At 70.7% G+C, this 14827-nt stretch carries 16 protein-coding genes and 2 pseudogenes; 14 read left to right on the top strand and 4 right to left on the bottom strand.

Features of this window, described 5'->3' with window-relative positions; translation table 11 throughout:
* The first annotated feature begins 36 nt into the window (after positions 1–36).
* From AMK21_RS14680 to AMK21_RS14670, 3 genes are all read left to right on the top strand, one after another.
* Complete coding sequence (locus AMK21_RS14680; protein WP_073877852.1) at positions 37–1380, top strand: NDP-hexose 2,3-dehydratase family protein; 1344 nt, start codon at positions 37–39, stop codon at positions 1378–1380.
* 89 nt (positions 1381–1469) lie between these two features.
* The gene (locus AMK21_RS14675; protein WP_143194865.1) at positions 1470–2105 is read left to right on the top strand and encodes a dTDP-4-dehydrorhamnose 3,5-epimerase family protein; all 636 of its coding nucleotides are present in this window, start codon (positions 1470–1472) and stop codon (positions 2103–2105) included.
* Positions 2102–3139, top strand: coding sequence for an NAD-dependent epimerase/dehydratase family protein (locus AMK21_RS14670; RefSeq protein WP_234421934.1), 1038 nt, complete (start codon positions 2102–2104; stop codon positions 3137–3139). Before AMK21_RS14675 ends, AMK21_RS14670 begins: the two co-directional genes overlap by 4 nt.
* Positions 3140–3158: 19 nt before the next feature.
* Here AMK21_RS14670 and fabG read toward each other — a convergent pair whose 3' ends face one another.
* From fabG to AMK21_RS36880, 3 genes and pseudogenes are all read right to left on the bottom strand, one after another.
* A complete protein-coding gene (gene fabG / locus AMK21_RS14665) occupies positions 3159–3863 on the bottom strand; it encodes a 3-oxoacyl-ACP reductase FabG (RefSeq protein WP_073877846.1) in 705 nt (234 codons plus the stop codon).
* A gap of 216 nt (positions 3864–4079) precedes the next feature.
* The gene (locus AMK21_RS14660) at positions 4080–4661 is read right to left on the bottom strand and encodes a hypothetical protein (RefSeq protein WP_073877844.1); all 582 of its coding nucleotides are present in this window, start codon (positions 4659–4661) and stop codon (positions 4080–4082) included.
* Positions 4662–4726: 65 nt separating this feature from the next.
* Positions 4727–5200, bottom strand: a pseudogene (locus tag AMK21_RS36880) (DUF4328 domain-containing protein); the annotation flags it as partial.
* A 19-nt stretch (positions 5201–5219) separates the two neighbouring features.
* Between AMK21_RS36880 and AMK21_RS36875 the strand changes: the two are divergent.
* Positions 5220–5387 carry a hypothetical protein gene (locus AMK21_RS36875; protein WP_324613895.1) on the top strand — a complete coding sequence of 56 codons (168 nt, stop codon included), beginning with the start codon at positions 5220–5222 and terminating at the stop codon, positions 5385–5387.
* A 294-nt stretch (positions 5388–5681) separates the two neighbouring features.
* On the opposite strand, the gene AMK21_RS14650 is transcribed toward AMK21_RS36875, so the two are convergent.
* The gene (locus AMK21_RS14650) at positions 5682–7292 is read right to left on the bottom strand and encodes a family 20 glycosylhydrolase (protein WP_073877842.1); all 1611 of its coding nucleotides are present in this window, start codon (positions 7290–7292) and stop codon (positions 5682–5684) included.
* Between the two features lie 447 nt (positions 7293–7739).
* Here AMK21_RS14650 and AMK21_RS14645 point away from each other — a divergent pair, with 447 nt between their 5' ends.
* From AMK21_RS14645 to AMK21_RS14605, 10 genes and pseudogenes are all read left to right on the top strand, one after another.
* Positions 7740–8267: a 2-oxo-4-hydroxy-4-carboxy-5-ureidoimidazoline decarboxylase gene (locus AMK21_RS14645; protein WP_374194644.1), complete on the top strand. Its 528-nt coding sequence runs from the start codon at positions 7740–7742 to the stop codon at positions 8265–8267.
* 227 nt (positions 8268–8494) lie between these two features.
* A complete protein-coding gene (gene sdhC, locus AMK21_RS14640; protein WP_010058610.1) occupies positions 8495–8875 on the top strand; it encodes a succinate dehydrogenase, cytochrome b556 subunit in 381 nt (126 codons plus the stop codon).
* Between the two features lie 5 nt (positions 8876–8880).
* A complete protein-coding gene (locus AMK21_RS14635; RefSeq protein WP_073877838.1) occupies positions 8881–9372 on the top strand; it encodes a succinate dehydrogenase hydrophobic membrane anchor subunit in 492 nt (163 codons plus the stop codon).
* A gap of 29 nt (positions 9373–9401) precedes the next feature.
* Positions 9402–11156: a succinate dehydrogenase flavoprotein subunit gene (sdhA, locus tag AMK21_RS14630; RefSeq protein WP_073877836.1), complete on the top strand. Its 1755-nt coding sequence runs from the start codon at positions 9402–9404 to the stop codon at positions 11154–11156.
* On the top strand, positions 11156–11932 hold the full coding sequence (locus AMK21_RS14625) for a succinate dehydrogenase iron-sulfur subunit (protein WP_073877834.1): 777 nt from the start codon (positions 11156–11158) through the stop codon (positions 11930–11932). The genes sdhA and AMK21_RS14625 overlap by 1 nt, the downstream gene beginning before the upstream one ends.
* Before the next feature lie 208 nt (positions 11933–12140).
* Positions 12141–12232, top strand: a pseudogene (locus AMK21_RS34315) (succinate dehydrogenase iron-sulfur subunit); the annotation flags it as partial.
* Between the two features lie 134 nt (positions 12233–12366).
* On the top strand, positions 12367–12987 hold the full coding sequence (locus tag AMK21_RS14620; RefSeq protein ID WP_073877832.1) for a hypothetical protein: 621 nt from the start codon (positions 12367–12369) through the stop codon (positions 12985–12987).
* A 16-nt stretch (positions 12988–13003) separates the two neighbouring features.
* Positions 13004–13837, top strand: a complete 834-nt coding sequence (locus AMK21_RS14615) for a hypothetical protein (protein ID WP_073877830.1) — start codon at positions 13004–13006, stop codon at positions 13835–13837.
* Between the two features lie 117 nt (positions 13838–13954).
* On the top strand, positions 13955–14395 hold the full coding sequence (locus AMK21_RS14610; RefSeq protein WP_073877828.1) for a hypothetical protein: 441 nt from the start codon (positions 13955–13957) through the stop codon (positions 14393–14395).
* Positions 14392–14823 carry a thiol-disulfide oxidoreductase DCC family protein gene (locus AMK21_RS14605; protein ID WP_079181160.1) on the top strand — a complete coding sequence of 144 codons (432 nt, stop codon included), beginning with the start codon at positions 14392–14394 and terminating at the stop codon, positions 14821–14823. Before AMK21_RS14610 ends, AMK21_RS14605 begins: the two co-directional genes overlap by 4 nt.
* Positions 14824–14827: the final 4 nt, after the last annotated feature.

Raw genomic sequence — 14827 nt, 5'->3', positions numbered from 1 at the left:
CGCTTCCCGTCCACCGGCCCAGAGGAGGCAGCCGCTGTGCAGGAGTTCTGTGACCGCCCGCCGCGCACCTCCGTGAACGACTCCTTCTCCCGGTGGTGGGAGGAACGTCGGCGCACGGCTCCGCTGACGGTCACGCCCGCCCCCTTCGCCGACCTCGCCCAGTGGCACTTCGCACCGGACTGCGGCGACCTGGTCCACACCAGTGGCCGGTTCTTCTCGGTCACCGGGATGCGCCGGTACGACGCCGACGGGTCCGTTCGGGACCAACCGGTCATCTCCCAGCCCGAGATCGGGATGCTGGGCATCCTGGTCAAGCGGCTCGGCGGCGTGCCACACGCTCTGATGCAGGCGAAGGCCGAGCCCGGGAACGTCGGCTCGGTGCAGCTGTCGCCGACGGTGCAGGCCACCCGCAGCAACTACACGCGGGTGCACCGCGGCGCGGCGACCCGCCACCTGGAGCACTTCGCCGGCCACCGCCGGGGCCGGGTGCTGGTGGACTCGCTCCAGTCCGAGCAGGGGGCGTGGTTCTGGCGCAAGCGCAACCGCAACATGCTGGTGGAGACCACGGCCGACGTGGCCGAGCACCCGGACTACCACTGGGTGGAACTGGACGGGCTGCGGCGGTTGCTCCGGTCGGACCACCTGGTCAACATGGACGCCCGGTCGGTGCTGGGCAGCGCGCCGTTGTTCCGCCCGCCCCTCGACAGCGAAGACCCGTTCGTCCGAGCGCTCGCCCGGTCCTACCGCGACGCCTCCGCCGGACGCCACTCCGAACAGGAGGTGCGCAGTTGGCTGAACGACGCCAAGAGCCGGTGCGCCTCGCACGCCCGGCTGGTACCGCTCGCCGACATCGACGGGTGGACGCGGACGCACGGAGAGCTGGGCGACGACGCCGGCAAGGCCTTCCGGATCATCGCCGTACACGTGGCGGCGACCGGCCGGGAGGTGCCGGGCTGGTCGCAGCCCTTGCTCGCGCCCCGGGGGCAGGGGGTGGCGACCTTCCTGGTACGCGTCCTCGACGGAGCCCTGCACCTGCTCGTCCAGGCACGCGCCGAGCCAGGGCTCCACGACCTGCTGGAGTTGGCGCCGACCGTCCACCGGCACCACATCGACGAACCGCCGGGCCCCTTCGACGCCCTGGCGGAGACCCAGGACCCGGCCCGCGTCCGCTACGACGCCCGGCACTCGGAGGAGGGCGGCCGGTTCCACCGGGCGATCACCCATCACCGAGTGATCGATGTCGGCGCCGACGTCACGACCGACGTGCCCGAGGACTACCGGTGGCTGACGATTTCTCAGTTACGGGAACTGACGCGGCAGGGCTACTACGTCAACGTCGAGGCACGCAGTCTGCTGGCCTGCCTGCACAGCCTGTGGTGAGAGCCCCGAGCCCGCTCACGGACCGACCCAACGGCGTGATCGCGCCGACCACAGGACCGCAGGACCGCACCGACCGAAAGGGTCACTCCTTGCAGTGGAAAACCATGGGCGTCCTCGGAGCCCGCGTCTTCACCCCGACCGTCTTCCCGGACGAACGCGGCCTGTTCGTCGCCCCGTTCCAACGCGACCCGTACACCGAGGCGGTGGGTCTTCCTCCGTTCCCACCCGTCCAGACCGCGCACAGCCGCTCGCGGCGCGGTGTGGTGCGCGGCGTCCACTACACCGCCGCGCCTCCGGGCATGGCCACCTACGTCTACTGCGCTCAGGGCCGGGTCCTCGACATGGTGGTCGACGTACGGGTGGGCTCCCCCACGTTCGGGCAGTGGGACTCCGTGCTGCTCGACGCGCAGGAGTTCCGCGCCGTCTACCTGCCTCTGGGTGTCGGACATGCGTTCAGTGCCCTGGAGGACGACACCGTGATGTCGTACCTGCTCTCGGGCGGTTACTCGCCCGAGGACGAGAAGGCCGTCTCGGTGTTCGACCCGGTGCTGAAGCTGCCGGTCACGCAGAGCCCACCCCCTGTGCTCTCCCCTCGTGACCGCTCGGCTCCCACCCTGGCACAGGCCCAGGAGTCGGGGCTGCTGCCGGACTACGCCACCTGCCTGGAACTGGAGGCGAAGCTGTGCTCCGCGGTCCCCGGCCTGCCATCCGGGGTGGTCCGATGAGCACGGCACCGGACGGACCGTCGATGAGCGCGGCCCCAGGGCGTACGCCATTGATCACCGTGCTGGGAGCCTCAGGGTTCCTCGGCTCCGCGGTCGCGGCCATGCTCGCGCGTACCTCGGTACGTCTTCGCCTCGTGGCCCGGCGTGCCGGCGCGGTGCCGCCCGGCATCGCCGATGTGGAGACGAGGGCCGCCGACCTGACGCGCCCCGACAACCTGCGCAGCGCCCTCGCGGGCGCCGACGCGGTGGTGCATCTGATCTGTCACCGCACGGACAGCCACGCCTGGCGCACGGGAAACGACCCCATGAGCGAGAGGGTCAACGTGGGCATGGTGCACGACCTGATCGACGTGGCGCGCGAGCGGCCCGGCGGACGCCCCCTGACCTGCCTGTTCATCGGCTCCACGAGTCAGGTGGGGCTGACGTCGGCCGACCGCATCGACGGCAGTGAACCGGACCGTCCGGCCAGCGTGTACGACCGGCACAAGCTCCTGGCGGAGCAGGCGCTGCTGGCGGCCACGGCCGAGGGCGTCCTCAGGGCCGTCTCGGTGCGGCTGCCCACCGTGTTCGGGGACTGCCCGGTCCCGACCGCGGTCGACCGGGGTGTCGTGACCGCGATGGCCCGCAGAGCCCTGGCGGGTGAGCCGTTGACGGTCTGGCGGGACGGGGCGATCGCACGGGACATGCTGTACGTGACCGATGCCGCCCGAGCGCTCGTCACCGCCCTGGACCACGCCGACGCACTGGCCGGGAGGCACTGGGTGGTGGGGACCGCGCAGCCCACCAGCCTCCTCGACCTGTTCACCCTGGTCGCCGAGGTCGTGGCGGAGCGGAACGGCCGGGCGGCCGTTCCGGTCATCACCGTCGACCCGCCCGCCCACGCCACGCCACCCGACTTCCACAGCTACACCGTGGACGCCTCGGCGTTCCACGGGGTGACGGGGTGGAAGCCGACCGTGACGCTGCGGGCGGGCCTCGAACGCACGGTCCGCGGCCTTGCGGACGGAGGCCGGGGGGAACCCGCGGGACGCTGACGCACGGGTCTCGCCCCGTTCAGTGCCCCATGCCGAGACCACCGTCCACGGGGATGACCGCGCCCGTGACGTATCCGGCGTCCGGGCCGGCGATGAAGCGCACCACCCGCGCCACCTCGTCGGCCGTGCCGCTCCGCCCGAGCGGCACAGCCCCCCGCATTTCCTTCTGCCGTCGCTCAGGGAGCGCGGCTGTCATATCGGTGTCGATGATTCCTGGCGCGATCACATTCACCGTGATGTTGCGCGACGCGACCTCACGCGCCAGTGAACGGGCGAACCCGATGATCGCCGCTTTCGACGCCGCGTAATTCGTCTGCCCTGCGGAACCCAGCATTCCAGCCACGGACGAGATCAGAACGATACGTCCACACCGGGCACGCATCATCGGATACAGCGCGCGCCGCGAAACCCGGAACGCGCCCCCCACATTGGTGTCGAACACCGAGGAGAAGTCCTCGTCACGCATCACGGCCAGCAGCCTGTCCCGGGTGACGCCCGCATTGGCCACGAGCACCTCGACGGGCCCGTTCTCCTCTTCCACCTGCTTGAACGCGAGGTCCACCTGATCACTGTCCCTGACGTCGCACCGAACTCCCAACACCCCGCGCGGCGGTGTGCCCGCCCGATGGGTGACAGCGACCCGGTCCCCCGCCTCGGCAAAGGAAAGAGCTATCGCTCTCCCTATTCCGCGATTCCCCCCGGTAACGAGAACGGAACGCGCCATGTTCTGCCTCCTGCCTTACCCGAGCACCCCGGCGACAGCGGCGCAAGAACATCCCCCTGCTCGCCCATTGAGCATGGAGCCAAGCACAGCGTCCGGAACTGTTCAAGTGCGGCGCACTGCCTCCGAATTCGAGGACCGCATTGTCCGATCCCGCAGTTATTTCCTGCCCGGTGAGAACGGCTCTCCGAGGTCCTTGCGATGCACGGGTTCTCGCCGTCAGCCCCTGACGCGGGCCCGTCGCGACATCACCGCGCGAAGGACCCGGCGCCCCTCCGTGGACAGATCCAGGGCCTTGCGCACCCCGGCCCCGCTGCCCGCCGTGCCGGCGGTCTCCGCGAGGATCTCCAGGATCCGGACCTGCCGCTCCAACTCCCCCGCCACCAGCGGCCCCACGCCGTCCGCCTCGCCGCCACGTGCCGCCTTCAGCAGGTCGGCCGCGCCCCGCGGGGGCTCCCCGTCCGGGGCGTCGAACCGGCCATGGATCTCCAGCGCGACCAGCGAGCAGGCGTCGGCCCACTCCCGCAGCGGTACGGGGTCGAAGTCGGAGGGGGCGGCCCCCAGCATCGCGCGCACCCGTGCGGCCGGCCCGTCGCTGACGGCCTCGGCGTCCATCGCCGTACGGACGGCCGCGAGGCGGATGGCCCATTCCCGCCCGTCCTCGCAGCTCGCCCAGAGCGGGCGCAGCGGTTCGGGCCCGTCCGGTCCCGCCAGCAGTGGCAGGCAGCGGTCCAGGCAGGCCACAGCACTGGCGGCGAGCGCTCGCTCGTCGGCGCGTCCGATCAGTTCCAGCAGACTCATCGACGTCTCCCTCGGTCTACCGCGTACTGCGCCGAATGGCTGAAAAGCGTCACTTCTAGCGGCTGTCAGCCGTGAGCGCCCGGGACCGCGGGGGCGGGAGCCGGGACGTGCGCGGCGCGTTCCACCTGCATCCGGGTCAGGGCGCGGACGAACAGGATCGCCAGGACCGCGGCGACGATCTCCACCGCGTCGGCCACGGCCACCAGCCCGAGGCCCCGCGCGAACTGCTCCGGCTTCTCCGCATCGTCCAGCGCCTGTGCGGTGATCTGGTCGGACAGGAGCGACGCGACCCACAGGGCCCACCAGAAGTTGAGCAGGGCCCGCGGGACGGCCACCCGGCCGCCCTCCGGGCCGATGGGGGCGCTGCCCGTCCAGATCCCCTCGGCCACCCGGTAGGGGAACCAGAGGTTGGCGACGGGGACGAACCAGCCGCCCACGGCCCAGCCCGGGCCCATCTTCTGCACGCTCAGGTCGAAGACCTCGGCGTTGCGGCGGGCCCGGTGGAACCAGAGGACGAAGAGGATCCCGGTGGCCAGGAAGACGGCCGGTTGGTAGTCCGTGACGACGTCGTGGAGCTGGTCGGCCGACTGGACCCGGCTGCCCGCCGGCGTCGGCGAGGCCCTGCCACATGGAGCGCAGGTGGAGTCCGGTGCCGATGGCGACCAGGTCGGTGGCGATGACCGTACCGAGCAGGGCGGTTACCGCCCAGGACAGGCCGACCGGTGAGCGCGGCCAGTCGCCGACGCCCCAGCCGCCGGGGCGGGTGGCCCGCGGCGTCATGTCGTCGGGCGGCGGGGGCCGGGTGCCCGAGCAGAAGGTGCAGAGGCCGTCGTCGGTGACGGCCGTTCTGATGCGGCAGCGGGTGCAGGGCATGAGGCGTTCCCCCGGGGCGTGATCGCGGTCGGCGACCTCTCACGTCCCTCCCCAGGAGTGCGCGGTCGGCGGACCGTAGCCCGTGGACGCCCCCGCTGTCCAAAGGCGATCCAAGGCCTACGGTCCGCAGGCCGCCCCGGGGTGCCGTCAGCCCGCGCTGCCCGTCCGGGCTGCCAGCTCCTGGAACTGTGCCCAGGTCAGCTCGGGCTTCCGCGGGTCCCACAACTTCTGCGAGGTCGCGACGAGCGGCATCCTGATGCCGTCCGCGACCTGCTGCGTGGTCTGCGCGTTCGGCAGGTCGCCCCAGACCGCGAACCGGCCGCCGAGGATCTGCGGCGACCAGCGCTCCGCCACCGGCTCGGTGCCGCGCAGCACCATCGGGGTCCACTGCTCGTAGATCCGCTTGCCGGTCGGGTAGACGAACTCGTTCGGCTCGCCGAGCACGTAGTACAGGAACTCGTCGTTGAGGTTGAGCAGCTTGTAGCCCTCGGCGAGGTACTCCTGCGGGGGCCGGGCGCCGATCTCCTTGCCGGTCCAGTACTCGATCTCGATGTTCTTGTCGGCCTTGACCTCCGAGTCGCGGAAAAGGCCGTCGTTCCACGCCTTGGCGGTGCGGCCCTTGGGCTCGACCACCGCCGCCCGGTCGTTCAGCCAGCCCGTGGCGAGGTCCTCGATGGTGGCGCCCGAGCCGTGCTTCAGCTCGGCGGCCCGCTGGAGCTGCGGGTAGGAGGCGGCCGGGTCGCGGACCATCAGCGCCTGGTACTCGTCGGCGCCCAGGTGCCAGTACTTCCCGGGGAACAGCTCGGTGTACTCGTCCAGCAGCTCGTCGATCAGCTTCGCCGCGCCCGGCTTGGAGATGTCGATGGACCCCCGCGACTCCCGGCCCTGGGTGTTGCGGAGCTGGAGGTCGGGGTGGGCGCGCAGCACCGCGCCGAGGTGTCCGGGCGAGTCGATCTCGGGGACGACCTCGATGTGCAGGCTGTTGGCGAGGCCGACGATGCGGCGGACCTCGTCCTGGGTGAGGGCCTCGTCCGAGACGACCTCGGGGTGGGTCTCGGACTCGATCCGGAAGCCCTGGTCGTCGGAGAAGTGCAGGCCGAGCTGGTTGAGCTTGAGGTCGCCCATCTCGCGTACGCGGTCCTCGATCCACTCCGCGCTGTAGTGCTTGCGCGCGATGTCGAGGTTGAGCCCGCGCTGCGGCCGGTCGGGCCGGTCGTTGACGACGCCCTCGGGCACGGTCCTGTCGGCCTTGAGGGACTGCTTGAGGGTGCGGGTGCCGTAGAACACGCCCGACTCGTCGGGGCCGGTGATCTTCACCTTACGGTCGCGGACGGTGAGGGTGTACGACTCGGCCGGCCCCTTGCCCTTCGCGCCGAGCGCCAGCTCGACGTCCCCCTCGCGGGGCGCCCGCGGCCCCCGGTAAGGGAGCTTCAGCTCCTTGGCGAGCAGCTGGGCCTCGTCGGCGAGCACCTGGCTGCCCTTGGCTATGACGATCGAGCTGTCCTTGCCCGGCTGCCAGCCAGGACCGCGCTCGGCGGTGTGCTCGCGGACCGCCGGGATAACGCTCGGCGTGCTGGAGAGCGGGTAGCTGCGGGAGGGCGACGGGGCAGCCGCCGTGGCGGATGTCCCGGACGGGGACGCCGCGTCGCGGGAGGGATGGCTGCCGGAGCCTTCCGGCCAGACGACGACGGTGAGGACGACGGCGGCCGCGGCCGTGACGGCCGCGCCGGTGACGAGGGCACCACGCGTGGGCGACATCGTTCAGATTCCTCCGGAATAGGGGCCAGGTGACAGGTGGGGGGCAGGGGTGAGTGAATAGGCTGAAAGGTTGACATTTTTGCTGACGATCCGCCCACCGAGGACGAGCGCGGAGCGTACAGAACCCCGGGTCTCGCAGGTCAGGCGGCCGTCAAACGTTCCGAAACTCTCCCGTTCGGGTGATTTTCGGCCGTTTCCCCGGACGGCCGCCGACCGGTCTCGCTAGCGTTGCGGCACATTCGCCTCTCCCTTCACTTCCACCCCGCGAACGTCCCACTCGCGCCCACTTCCACCCCGCGTACGCCCCCGTCGGGCAACCTTTCTGCCCTTCTGCCCCTCTTTCAGGGTCACAGATGTCGTTGATTCGAGGAGTTCACGCTGTCCAGGTCCAGCGAGTCCCCCGCCGGCCTGCCCAAGCAGTCCACGCCCCCGGCCGGGCCCTCCGCCATACCCGTGCAGCACCGCCGCCCACCGCAGGTCAGCGGTGGCTTCGGCGTACCCCACGGCCTGGCGGCCGGGCTCACCCGGTTCAACGAGGCCCCCTTCCTCACGGCCGAGGCCGCGCTCCTGGAGTGCTGCGGCAGCCGCCGCTGGGCCCACCGGATGGCCGCCCACCGCCCCTTCCCCGACCTGGCGTCCCTGCTGGCCGCCTCCGATGAGGCGGGGTACGACCTGGCGCCCCGCGACATCGCGGAGGCGCTCGCCGCCGAGCCCGCCCCCTGCCTGCACCACGACGCGCCGCGCGCCGCACACCTGGCGCTGCGGGCCGCGCACGCGGCGTACGAGAGCAGATTCGGCCATTCCTTCGTGATCTGCCTGGATGCGTGGCCGCCCTCGCAGCACGTGGACCAGGTCCTGGCCGGGATCCGGGTGCGGCTGACGCACGAGGTGGACGAGGAGCGGGCCGTGACCGCCGACGAGCTGCGGCGTCTCGCCCGGAGCCGGCTGGTCGAGCTGGTGACCGAGGGCTGGTGACGCGGGAGGCGCCCGGCCGGGGAGGGTCCCCGGGGACCGTGCCCGGCAAGGGCCGCTCTAGCCCGTACGTGCCTGTTTGATTGCCACTTTGATCACACCAGAGGCCCCGGCGTGAACGAACCGACAAAGCGTCGCTACGATGGCCGGGGCCGGTGGACCGTACCCGGCCGGGTCAGACCGACAGTCAAGCCGGCCGACCCCAATCCCCGCTCCCGGAGGGTTCTTCCGTGCCGGCTGGAACGCTGTACCGCGGCCGGGAAGGCATGTGGTCCTGGGTGGCTCATCGAGTCACCGGTGTCCTCATTTTCTTCTTCCTGTTCGTACATGTCCTGGACACCGCTCTTGTCCGCGTCTCCCCCGAGGCCTACGACGACGTCGTGGCCACGTACAAGACGCCGATCGTCGCGCTCCTCGAATACGGCCTCGTGGCCGCCATTCTCTTCCACGCGCTGAACGGTCTCCGGATCATCGCCGTGGACTTCTGGGCCAAGGGCCCGCGCTTCCAGAAGCAGATGCTCTGGACCGTGCTGGGCATCTGGATCGTGCTGATGGTCGGGGCCCTGTACCCCGTCCTCGGTCACGCCGTACGCGACGTCTTCGGGAGCTGAGGCCCATGTCCAGCGAGACTTCTTCCGCAGCCGCGATCGGCGACGTCGAGGGTGTTGGGCCTCTGGGCCGATTCGACGCTGACCACCCGGCCCCGGTGATCGAGCCCCCGCGCAAGCGGACCGGCAAGACGCCCAAGGGATCGCGCACCAACTTCGAGATGTACGCCTGGCTCTTCATGCGCCTGTCGGGCATCCTCCTGACCGTCCTCGTCATCGGCCACCTGCTGATCCAGCTGGTGCTCGACGGCGGCGTCTCCAAGATCGGCTTCGCCTTCGTGGCGGGCCGCTGGGCCTCGCCGTTCTGGCAGATCTGGGACCTGACGATGCTCTGGCTCGCCATGCTCCACGGCGCCAACGGCCTCCGTACGGTCATCAACGACTACGCCGAACGGGACAAGACCCGCTTCTGGCTGAAGATGCTCCTGTACACCGCCACGGTGTTCACCGTCCTGCTGGGCACGCTGGTGATCTTCACCTTCGACCCGAACATCCGCTAGGCGCCGGGACAGAGGGACCAGAGGAAACCATGCAGATCCACAAGTACGACACCGTCATCGTCGGCGCCGGCGGCGCCGGCATGCGCGCGGCCATCGAGTCGACCAAGCGCAGCCGTACCGCCGTGCTGACGAAGCTCTACCCCACCCGCTCCCACACCGGTGCGGCGCAGGGCGGCATGGCCGCCGCGCTCGCCAACGTGGAGGAGGACAACTGGGAGTGGCACACCTTCGACACGGTCAAGGGCGGCGACTACCTGGTCGACCAGGACGCCGCCGAGATCCTGGCGAAGGAGGCCATCGACGCCGTCCTCGACCTGGAGAAGATGGGCCTGCCGTTCAACCGGACGCCCGAGGGCCGCATCGACCAGCGCCGCTTCGGCGGTCACACCCGCAGCCACGGCGAGGCCCCGGTCCGCCGGTCCTGCTACGCCGCGGACCGCACCGGCCACATGATCCTCCAGACGCTGTACCAGAACTGCGTCAAGGAGGGCGTGGAGTTCTTCAACGAGTTCTACGTCCTGGACCAGCTGATCACCGAGGTCGACGGGGTCAAGAAGTCCGCCGGCGTCGTCGCGTTCGAGCTGGCCACCGGCGAGATCCACGTCTTCCAGGCGAAGTCGGTCATCTACGCCTCCGGCGGCACCGGCAAGTTCTTCAAGGTGACGTCCAACGCGCACACCCTGACCGGCGACGGCCAGGCCGCCTGCTACCGGCGCGGCCTGCCGCTGGAGGACATGGAGTTCTTCCAGTTCCACCCGACGGGCATCTGGCGCATGGGCATCCTGCTGACGGAGGGCGCCCGCGGTGAGGGCGGCATCCTCCGCAACAAGGACGGCGAGCGCTTCATGGAGAAGTACGCGCCGGTCATGAAGGACCTGGCCTCCCGTGACGTCGTCTCGCGCTCCATCTACACGGAGATCCGCGAGGGCCGCGGCTGCGGTCCGGCCGGTGACCACGTCTACCTGGACCTGACGCACCTGCCGCCGGAGCAGCTGGACGCCAAGCTCCCGGACATCACGGAGTTCGCGCGTACGTACCTCGGCATCGAGCCCTACACGGACCCGATCCCGATCCAGCCGACCGCGCACTACGCCATGGGCGGCATCCCGACCAACGTCGAGGGCGAGGTGCTGGCCGACAACACCACCGTCGTCCCGGGCCTGTACGCCGCCGGCGAGGTCGCCTGTGTCTCCGTGCACGGCGCCAACCGCCTGGGCACCAACTCGCTGCTCGACATCAACGTCTTCGGCAAGCGCTCCGGCATCGCCGCCGCCGAGTACGCGGCGAAGAACGACTTCGTCGAGCTTCCCGAGAACCCGGCCCAGCTCGTCGCCGACCAGGTGGAGCGGCTGCGCAACTCCACGGGCACCGAGCGCGTGGCGACGCTGCGCCTGGAGCTCCAGGAGTGCATGGACGCCAACGTGATGGTGTTCCGCACCGAGCAGACGATCAAGACGGCGGTCGACAAGATCGCCGAGCTGCGCGAGCGGTACCTCGACGTGTCCATCCAGGACAAGGGCAAGCGGTTCAACACCGACCTGCTGGAGGCCATCGAGCTGGGCAACCTGCTCGACCTGGCCGAGGTCATGGCGGTCTCCGCGCTCGCCCGCAAGGAGTCCCGCGGCGGTCACTACCGCGAGGACTACCCGAACCGCGACGACGTCAACTTCATGCGCCACACCATGGCGTACCGCGAGGTGGCCGCCGACGGCGCCGAGTCGATCCGGCTCGACTACAAGCCGGTCGTGACGACCCGCTACCAGCCGATGGAGCGTAAGTACTGATGGCTACCCCGACCCTGGACAAGACCGACGGGACCGCGAAGCCCGAAGCCGGCTTCGCCGACTCCCCGTTCATCACCGCCACGTTCCGGATCCGCCGCTTCAACCCGGAGGTCTCCGACGAGGTCCAGTGGCAGGACTTCCAGATCGAGATCGACCCGAAGGAGCGTGTCCTCGACGCCCTTCACAAGATCAAGTGGGAGCTCGACGGGACCCTGACGTTCCGCCGGTCCTGCGCGCACGGCATCTGCGGTTCCGACGCGATGCGGATCAACGGCAAGAACAGGCTCGCCTGCAAGACGCTGATCAAGGACATCAACCCGGAAAAGCCGATCATGGTGGAGGCCATCAAGGGCCTCACGGTCCTCAAGGACCTCGTGGTCGACATGGACCCGTTCTTCCAGGCGTACCGCGATGTCATGCCCTTCCTCGTCACCAAGGGGAACGAGCCGACCCGCGAGCGTCTGCAGTCCGCCGAGGACCGCGAGCGCTTCGACGACACCACCAAGTGCATCCTGTGCGCCGCGTGCACGTCCTCGTGCCCGGTGTTCTGGAACGACGGCCAGTACTTCGGCCCGGCGGCGATCGTCAACGCGCACCGCTTCATCTTCGACTCGCGCGACGAGGCCGGCGAGCAGCGGCTGGAGATCCTCAACGACCGTGACGGCGTGTGGCGTTGCCGCACCACGTTCAACTGCACGGACGCCTGCCCGCGTGGCATCGAGGTCACCAAGGCGATCCAGGAGGTGAAGCGCGCGCTCATCACGCGTCGCTTCTGACCCCTTCGAGGGCCTCACGGGCCCCGGCCGCCCCGGTCGTCACGACCGGGGCGGCCGGGGCCCGTTGCTGCGTCCGGGCGATACGGACGGTACGGTCGTGCGGAGCTGAACACACGCAGAGAACGGGGATCCCCATGAGCGAGCCGACTCCTTCGCCTGGCGACGCGTACAAGTGGGGTCCTCCCCAGCAGCAGCCCGGCCACCCGCNCGTTCAACTGCACGGACGCCTGCCCGCGTGGCATCGAGGTCACCAAGGCGATCCAGGAGGTGAAGCGCGCGCTCATCACGCGTCGCTTCTGACCCCTTCGAGGGCCTCACGGGCCCCGGCCGCCCCGGTCGTCACGACCGGGGCGGCCGGGGCCCGTTGCTGCGTCCGGGCGATACGGACGGTACGGTCGTGCGGAGCTGAACACACGCAGAGAACGGGGATCCCCATGAGCGAGCCGACTCCTTCGCCTGGCGACGCGTACAAGTGGGGTCCTCCCCAGCAGCAGCCCGGCCACCCGCAGCACCCCGGCCACCCGCCGACGATGGCCGACGGCCGGGCGTACGGGTACCCGCCGCCGGGCGGCGCGCCCGCTTACGGCTATCCGCAGCCGCTGCCCGAGTCGGCGACCCAGCCCGGCCCGGGCTACGGCTACCCGAACCCGGCGCAGCCCGCGATGCCGGGCCAGTACCTGCCCGTACCGCAGGAAGTGCCTCTTCAGGGCGGTGTCCCGGTGCTGTCGATCGGCGACATCACGGTCATGAGCGACGCGATCGTCACCCCTTCGGGGACGATGCCGCTCAAGGGCGCGGTCTGGACGGCCACCGACATGTCGCGCACCGAGGAGAAGATCCCGGCGCACGCGATCGTGCTGGCGATCGTCTTCGCCCTGTTCTGCCTGATCGGTCTGCTCTTCCTGCTGATGAAGGAGAAGCGGACCGTCGGGTTCGTCCAGGTCACGGTCACCAGCGGCGGCCGGCACCACGGCACCATGATCCCGGCGACCGGCCCGCACACCTTCCCCGCCGTGATGGGCCAGGTCAACCAGGCCCGCTCGATGAGCGCCTGAGCACCGGGCCCGCGTCATGGCACGTTTCGAGCACACGGTCACCGTCGCCGCCCTGGACCGCGCCTGGTTCGAGGAGGCCGCCGGGCATGTGGTGGACCTCTTCGACGCCTCCCGGGAGCAGGACGGCGTGATCCTGCTGCCCGACGGGCGCCCGATACACGGCCTCCGGCTGCTGAAGGGGCGTCATCTGCAGTCGGGGGCGCAGTACGGGGAGAGCCCCGAGGAGAAGGACGAGGAGGGCGCCCCGGAGGTCGCCGTCCTGCGTGAGTGGCGGCCCTCGCGCGCCGTCGAGGTGGAGAGCCGCGTGGCGGAGGAAGGCATGTCCGTGCGGGTGGGGGTGCGGCTGCGCGAGCCCCGGACGCCCAAGGCGCTGGAGGTGTCCCTCGACGGGCACAACCCGAAGGGCGGTTCGCTGTACCGCTTCTCGGGCCGCGCCAAGGCCGACCTGCACGCCTGGTGGGCGGCGCTGGACCGGCCCTCCTCGGCGCCGCCGGCGGCCCGGGCCCCGGTGATCGGCAAGGCGGTGCACCGGCTGGGCAAGGCCCGGCTCACGGTGACCCCGCGCCCGGCCGGGGACGGCACCTGGCGGGTCTCGGTCGTGCTGAGCGTGCGCGGCCGGTGGCTGCTGCGGCCGGTCGCGGCGGTGGGGCTGCTCTTCGCCCGGAGGCCGATCGAGCGTGGCCTCCGGGAGGGCGTGGACAGCGCGGCCGAGGAATGGGCCGAGATGCTGGCGGAGCTGCCGTCGCTGCACGGTGCGGCGCTGCGCGCGGAGATCGCGGACGCGCTGACCGAACCACCGGAGCCGGTCGAGCCGGTGGCATCGCCCGGGCCGCCGCCCAAGTCTCTCTGAACGAGCCTGACCCAGCCTGACCGCACGCACCTGTAGACCCCTTCTTGAACATGTTCAAGAAGGGGTCTACAGTCATGCCCAGGAGCATTTTTGAACGCGTTCAAAGGAGGGTGGGGCATGGACCTCACTGTTGTCGCGTACGTCCTCTACCTACTGATCAGTGTGGCGCTCACCGTCTGGGTCGCCCGCACCCTCAGCCGTAACGGGCGGGTCTTCCTCGCCGACGTACTGCACGGGAACGAGAAGCTCGCCGAAGCCGTCAACCACCTGCTGGTGGTCGGCTTCTACCTGGTCAACCTCGGCTTCGTCACGCTCTACCTGAAGAACGCCGACGGGGTGGCGAACGCCCGCGGGCTGTTCGAGGCGCTCTCGGTGAAGGTCGGCGTGGTCCTGCTGGTCCTCGGCGTCATGCACCTGGGCAACGTGTACGTACTCAGCCGCATCCGCCGCCGGAGCGCACTGGAGCGCGAGCAGACCCCGCCCGTACCCCCGCAGGGCTGGACGAAGCCGGGGCCCACGGGCCCGTGGGCCACGCCCGCCCCGACGCCGGGGCAGTGAGCCCGGTGACCGCCGCCCCTCCCGTCCGCCGGCTCACCGTGCTCTACGACGCGCGGTGCCCGCTCTGCACCCACCTGCGGCACTGGCTCGGCCGCCAGCGCCAGCTCGTCCCGCTGGACCTCGTACCGGCCGGATCGGCGGAGGCGCGGCGGCGGTTCCCGGAGCTGGACCCCGCCGCCACGTACGCGGAGATCACCGTGGTGGGCGACCTGGGACAGGTCTACCAGGGCACCTCCGCCTGGATCGTCTGCCTGTGGGCGCTGGCCGGGTACCGCTCGAAGGCCCACTGGCTGACCACCCCGGCCGGAGCGCCCTTCGCCCGGGGGACCGTGCTCGCCGCGGCGAAGTACCGGGCGGCGACGGCCGCGCGGTGCGGTCCGGGGCGGGCGTGCCCCGCGCCGCCAGGTGGGCAGTGGGCCCCCCGCTAGTGTG

Source organism: Streptomyces sp. CB00316, assembly GCF_001905595.1.
GTDB lineage: Bacteria > Actinomycetota > Actinomycetes > Streptomycetales > Streptomycetaceae > Streptomyces.
Note: the sequence above shows the minus strand (reverse complement) of the source record. Positions and strands in the feature narration are given on the sequence as shown.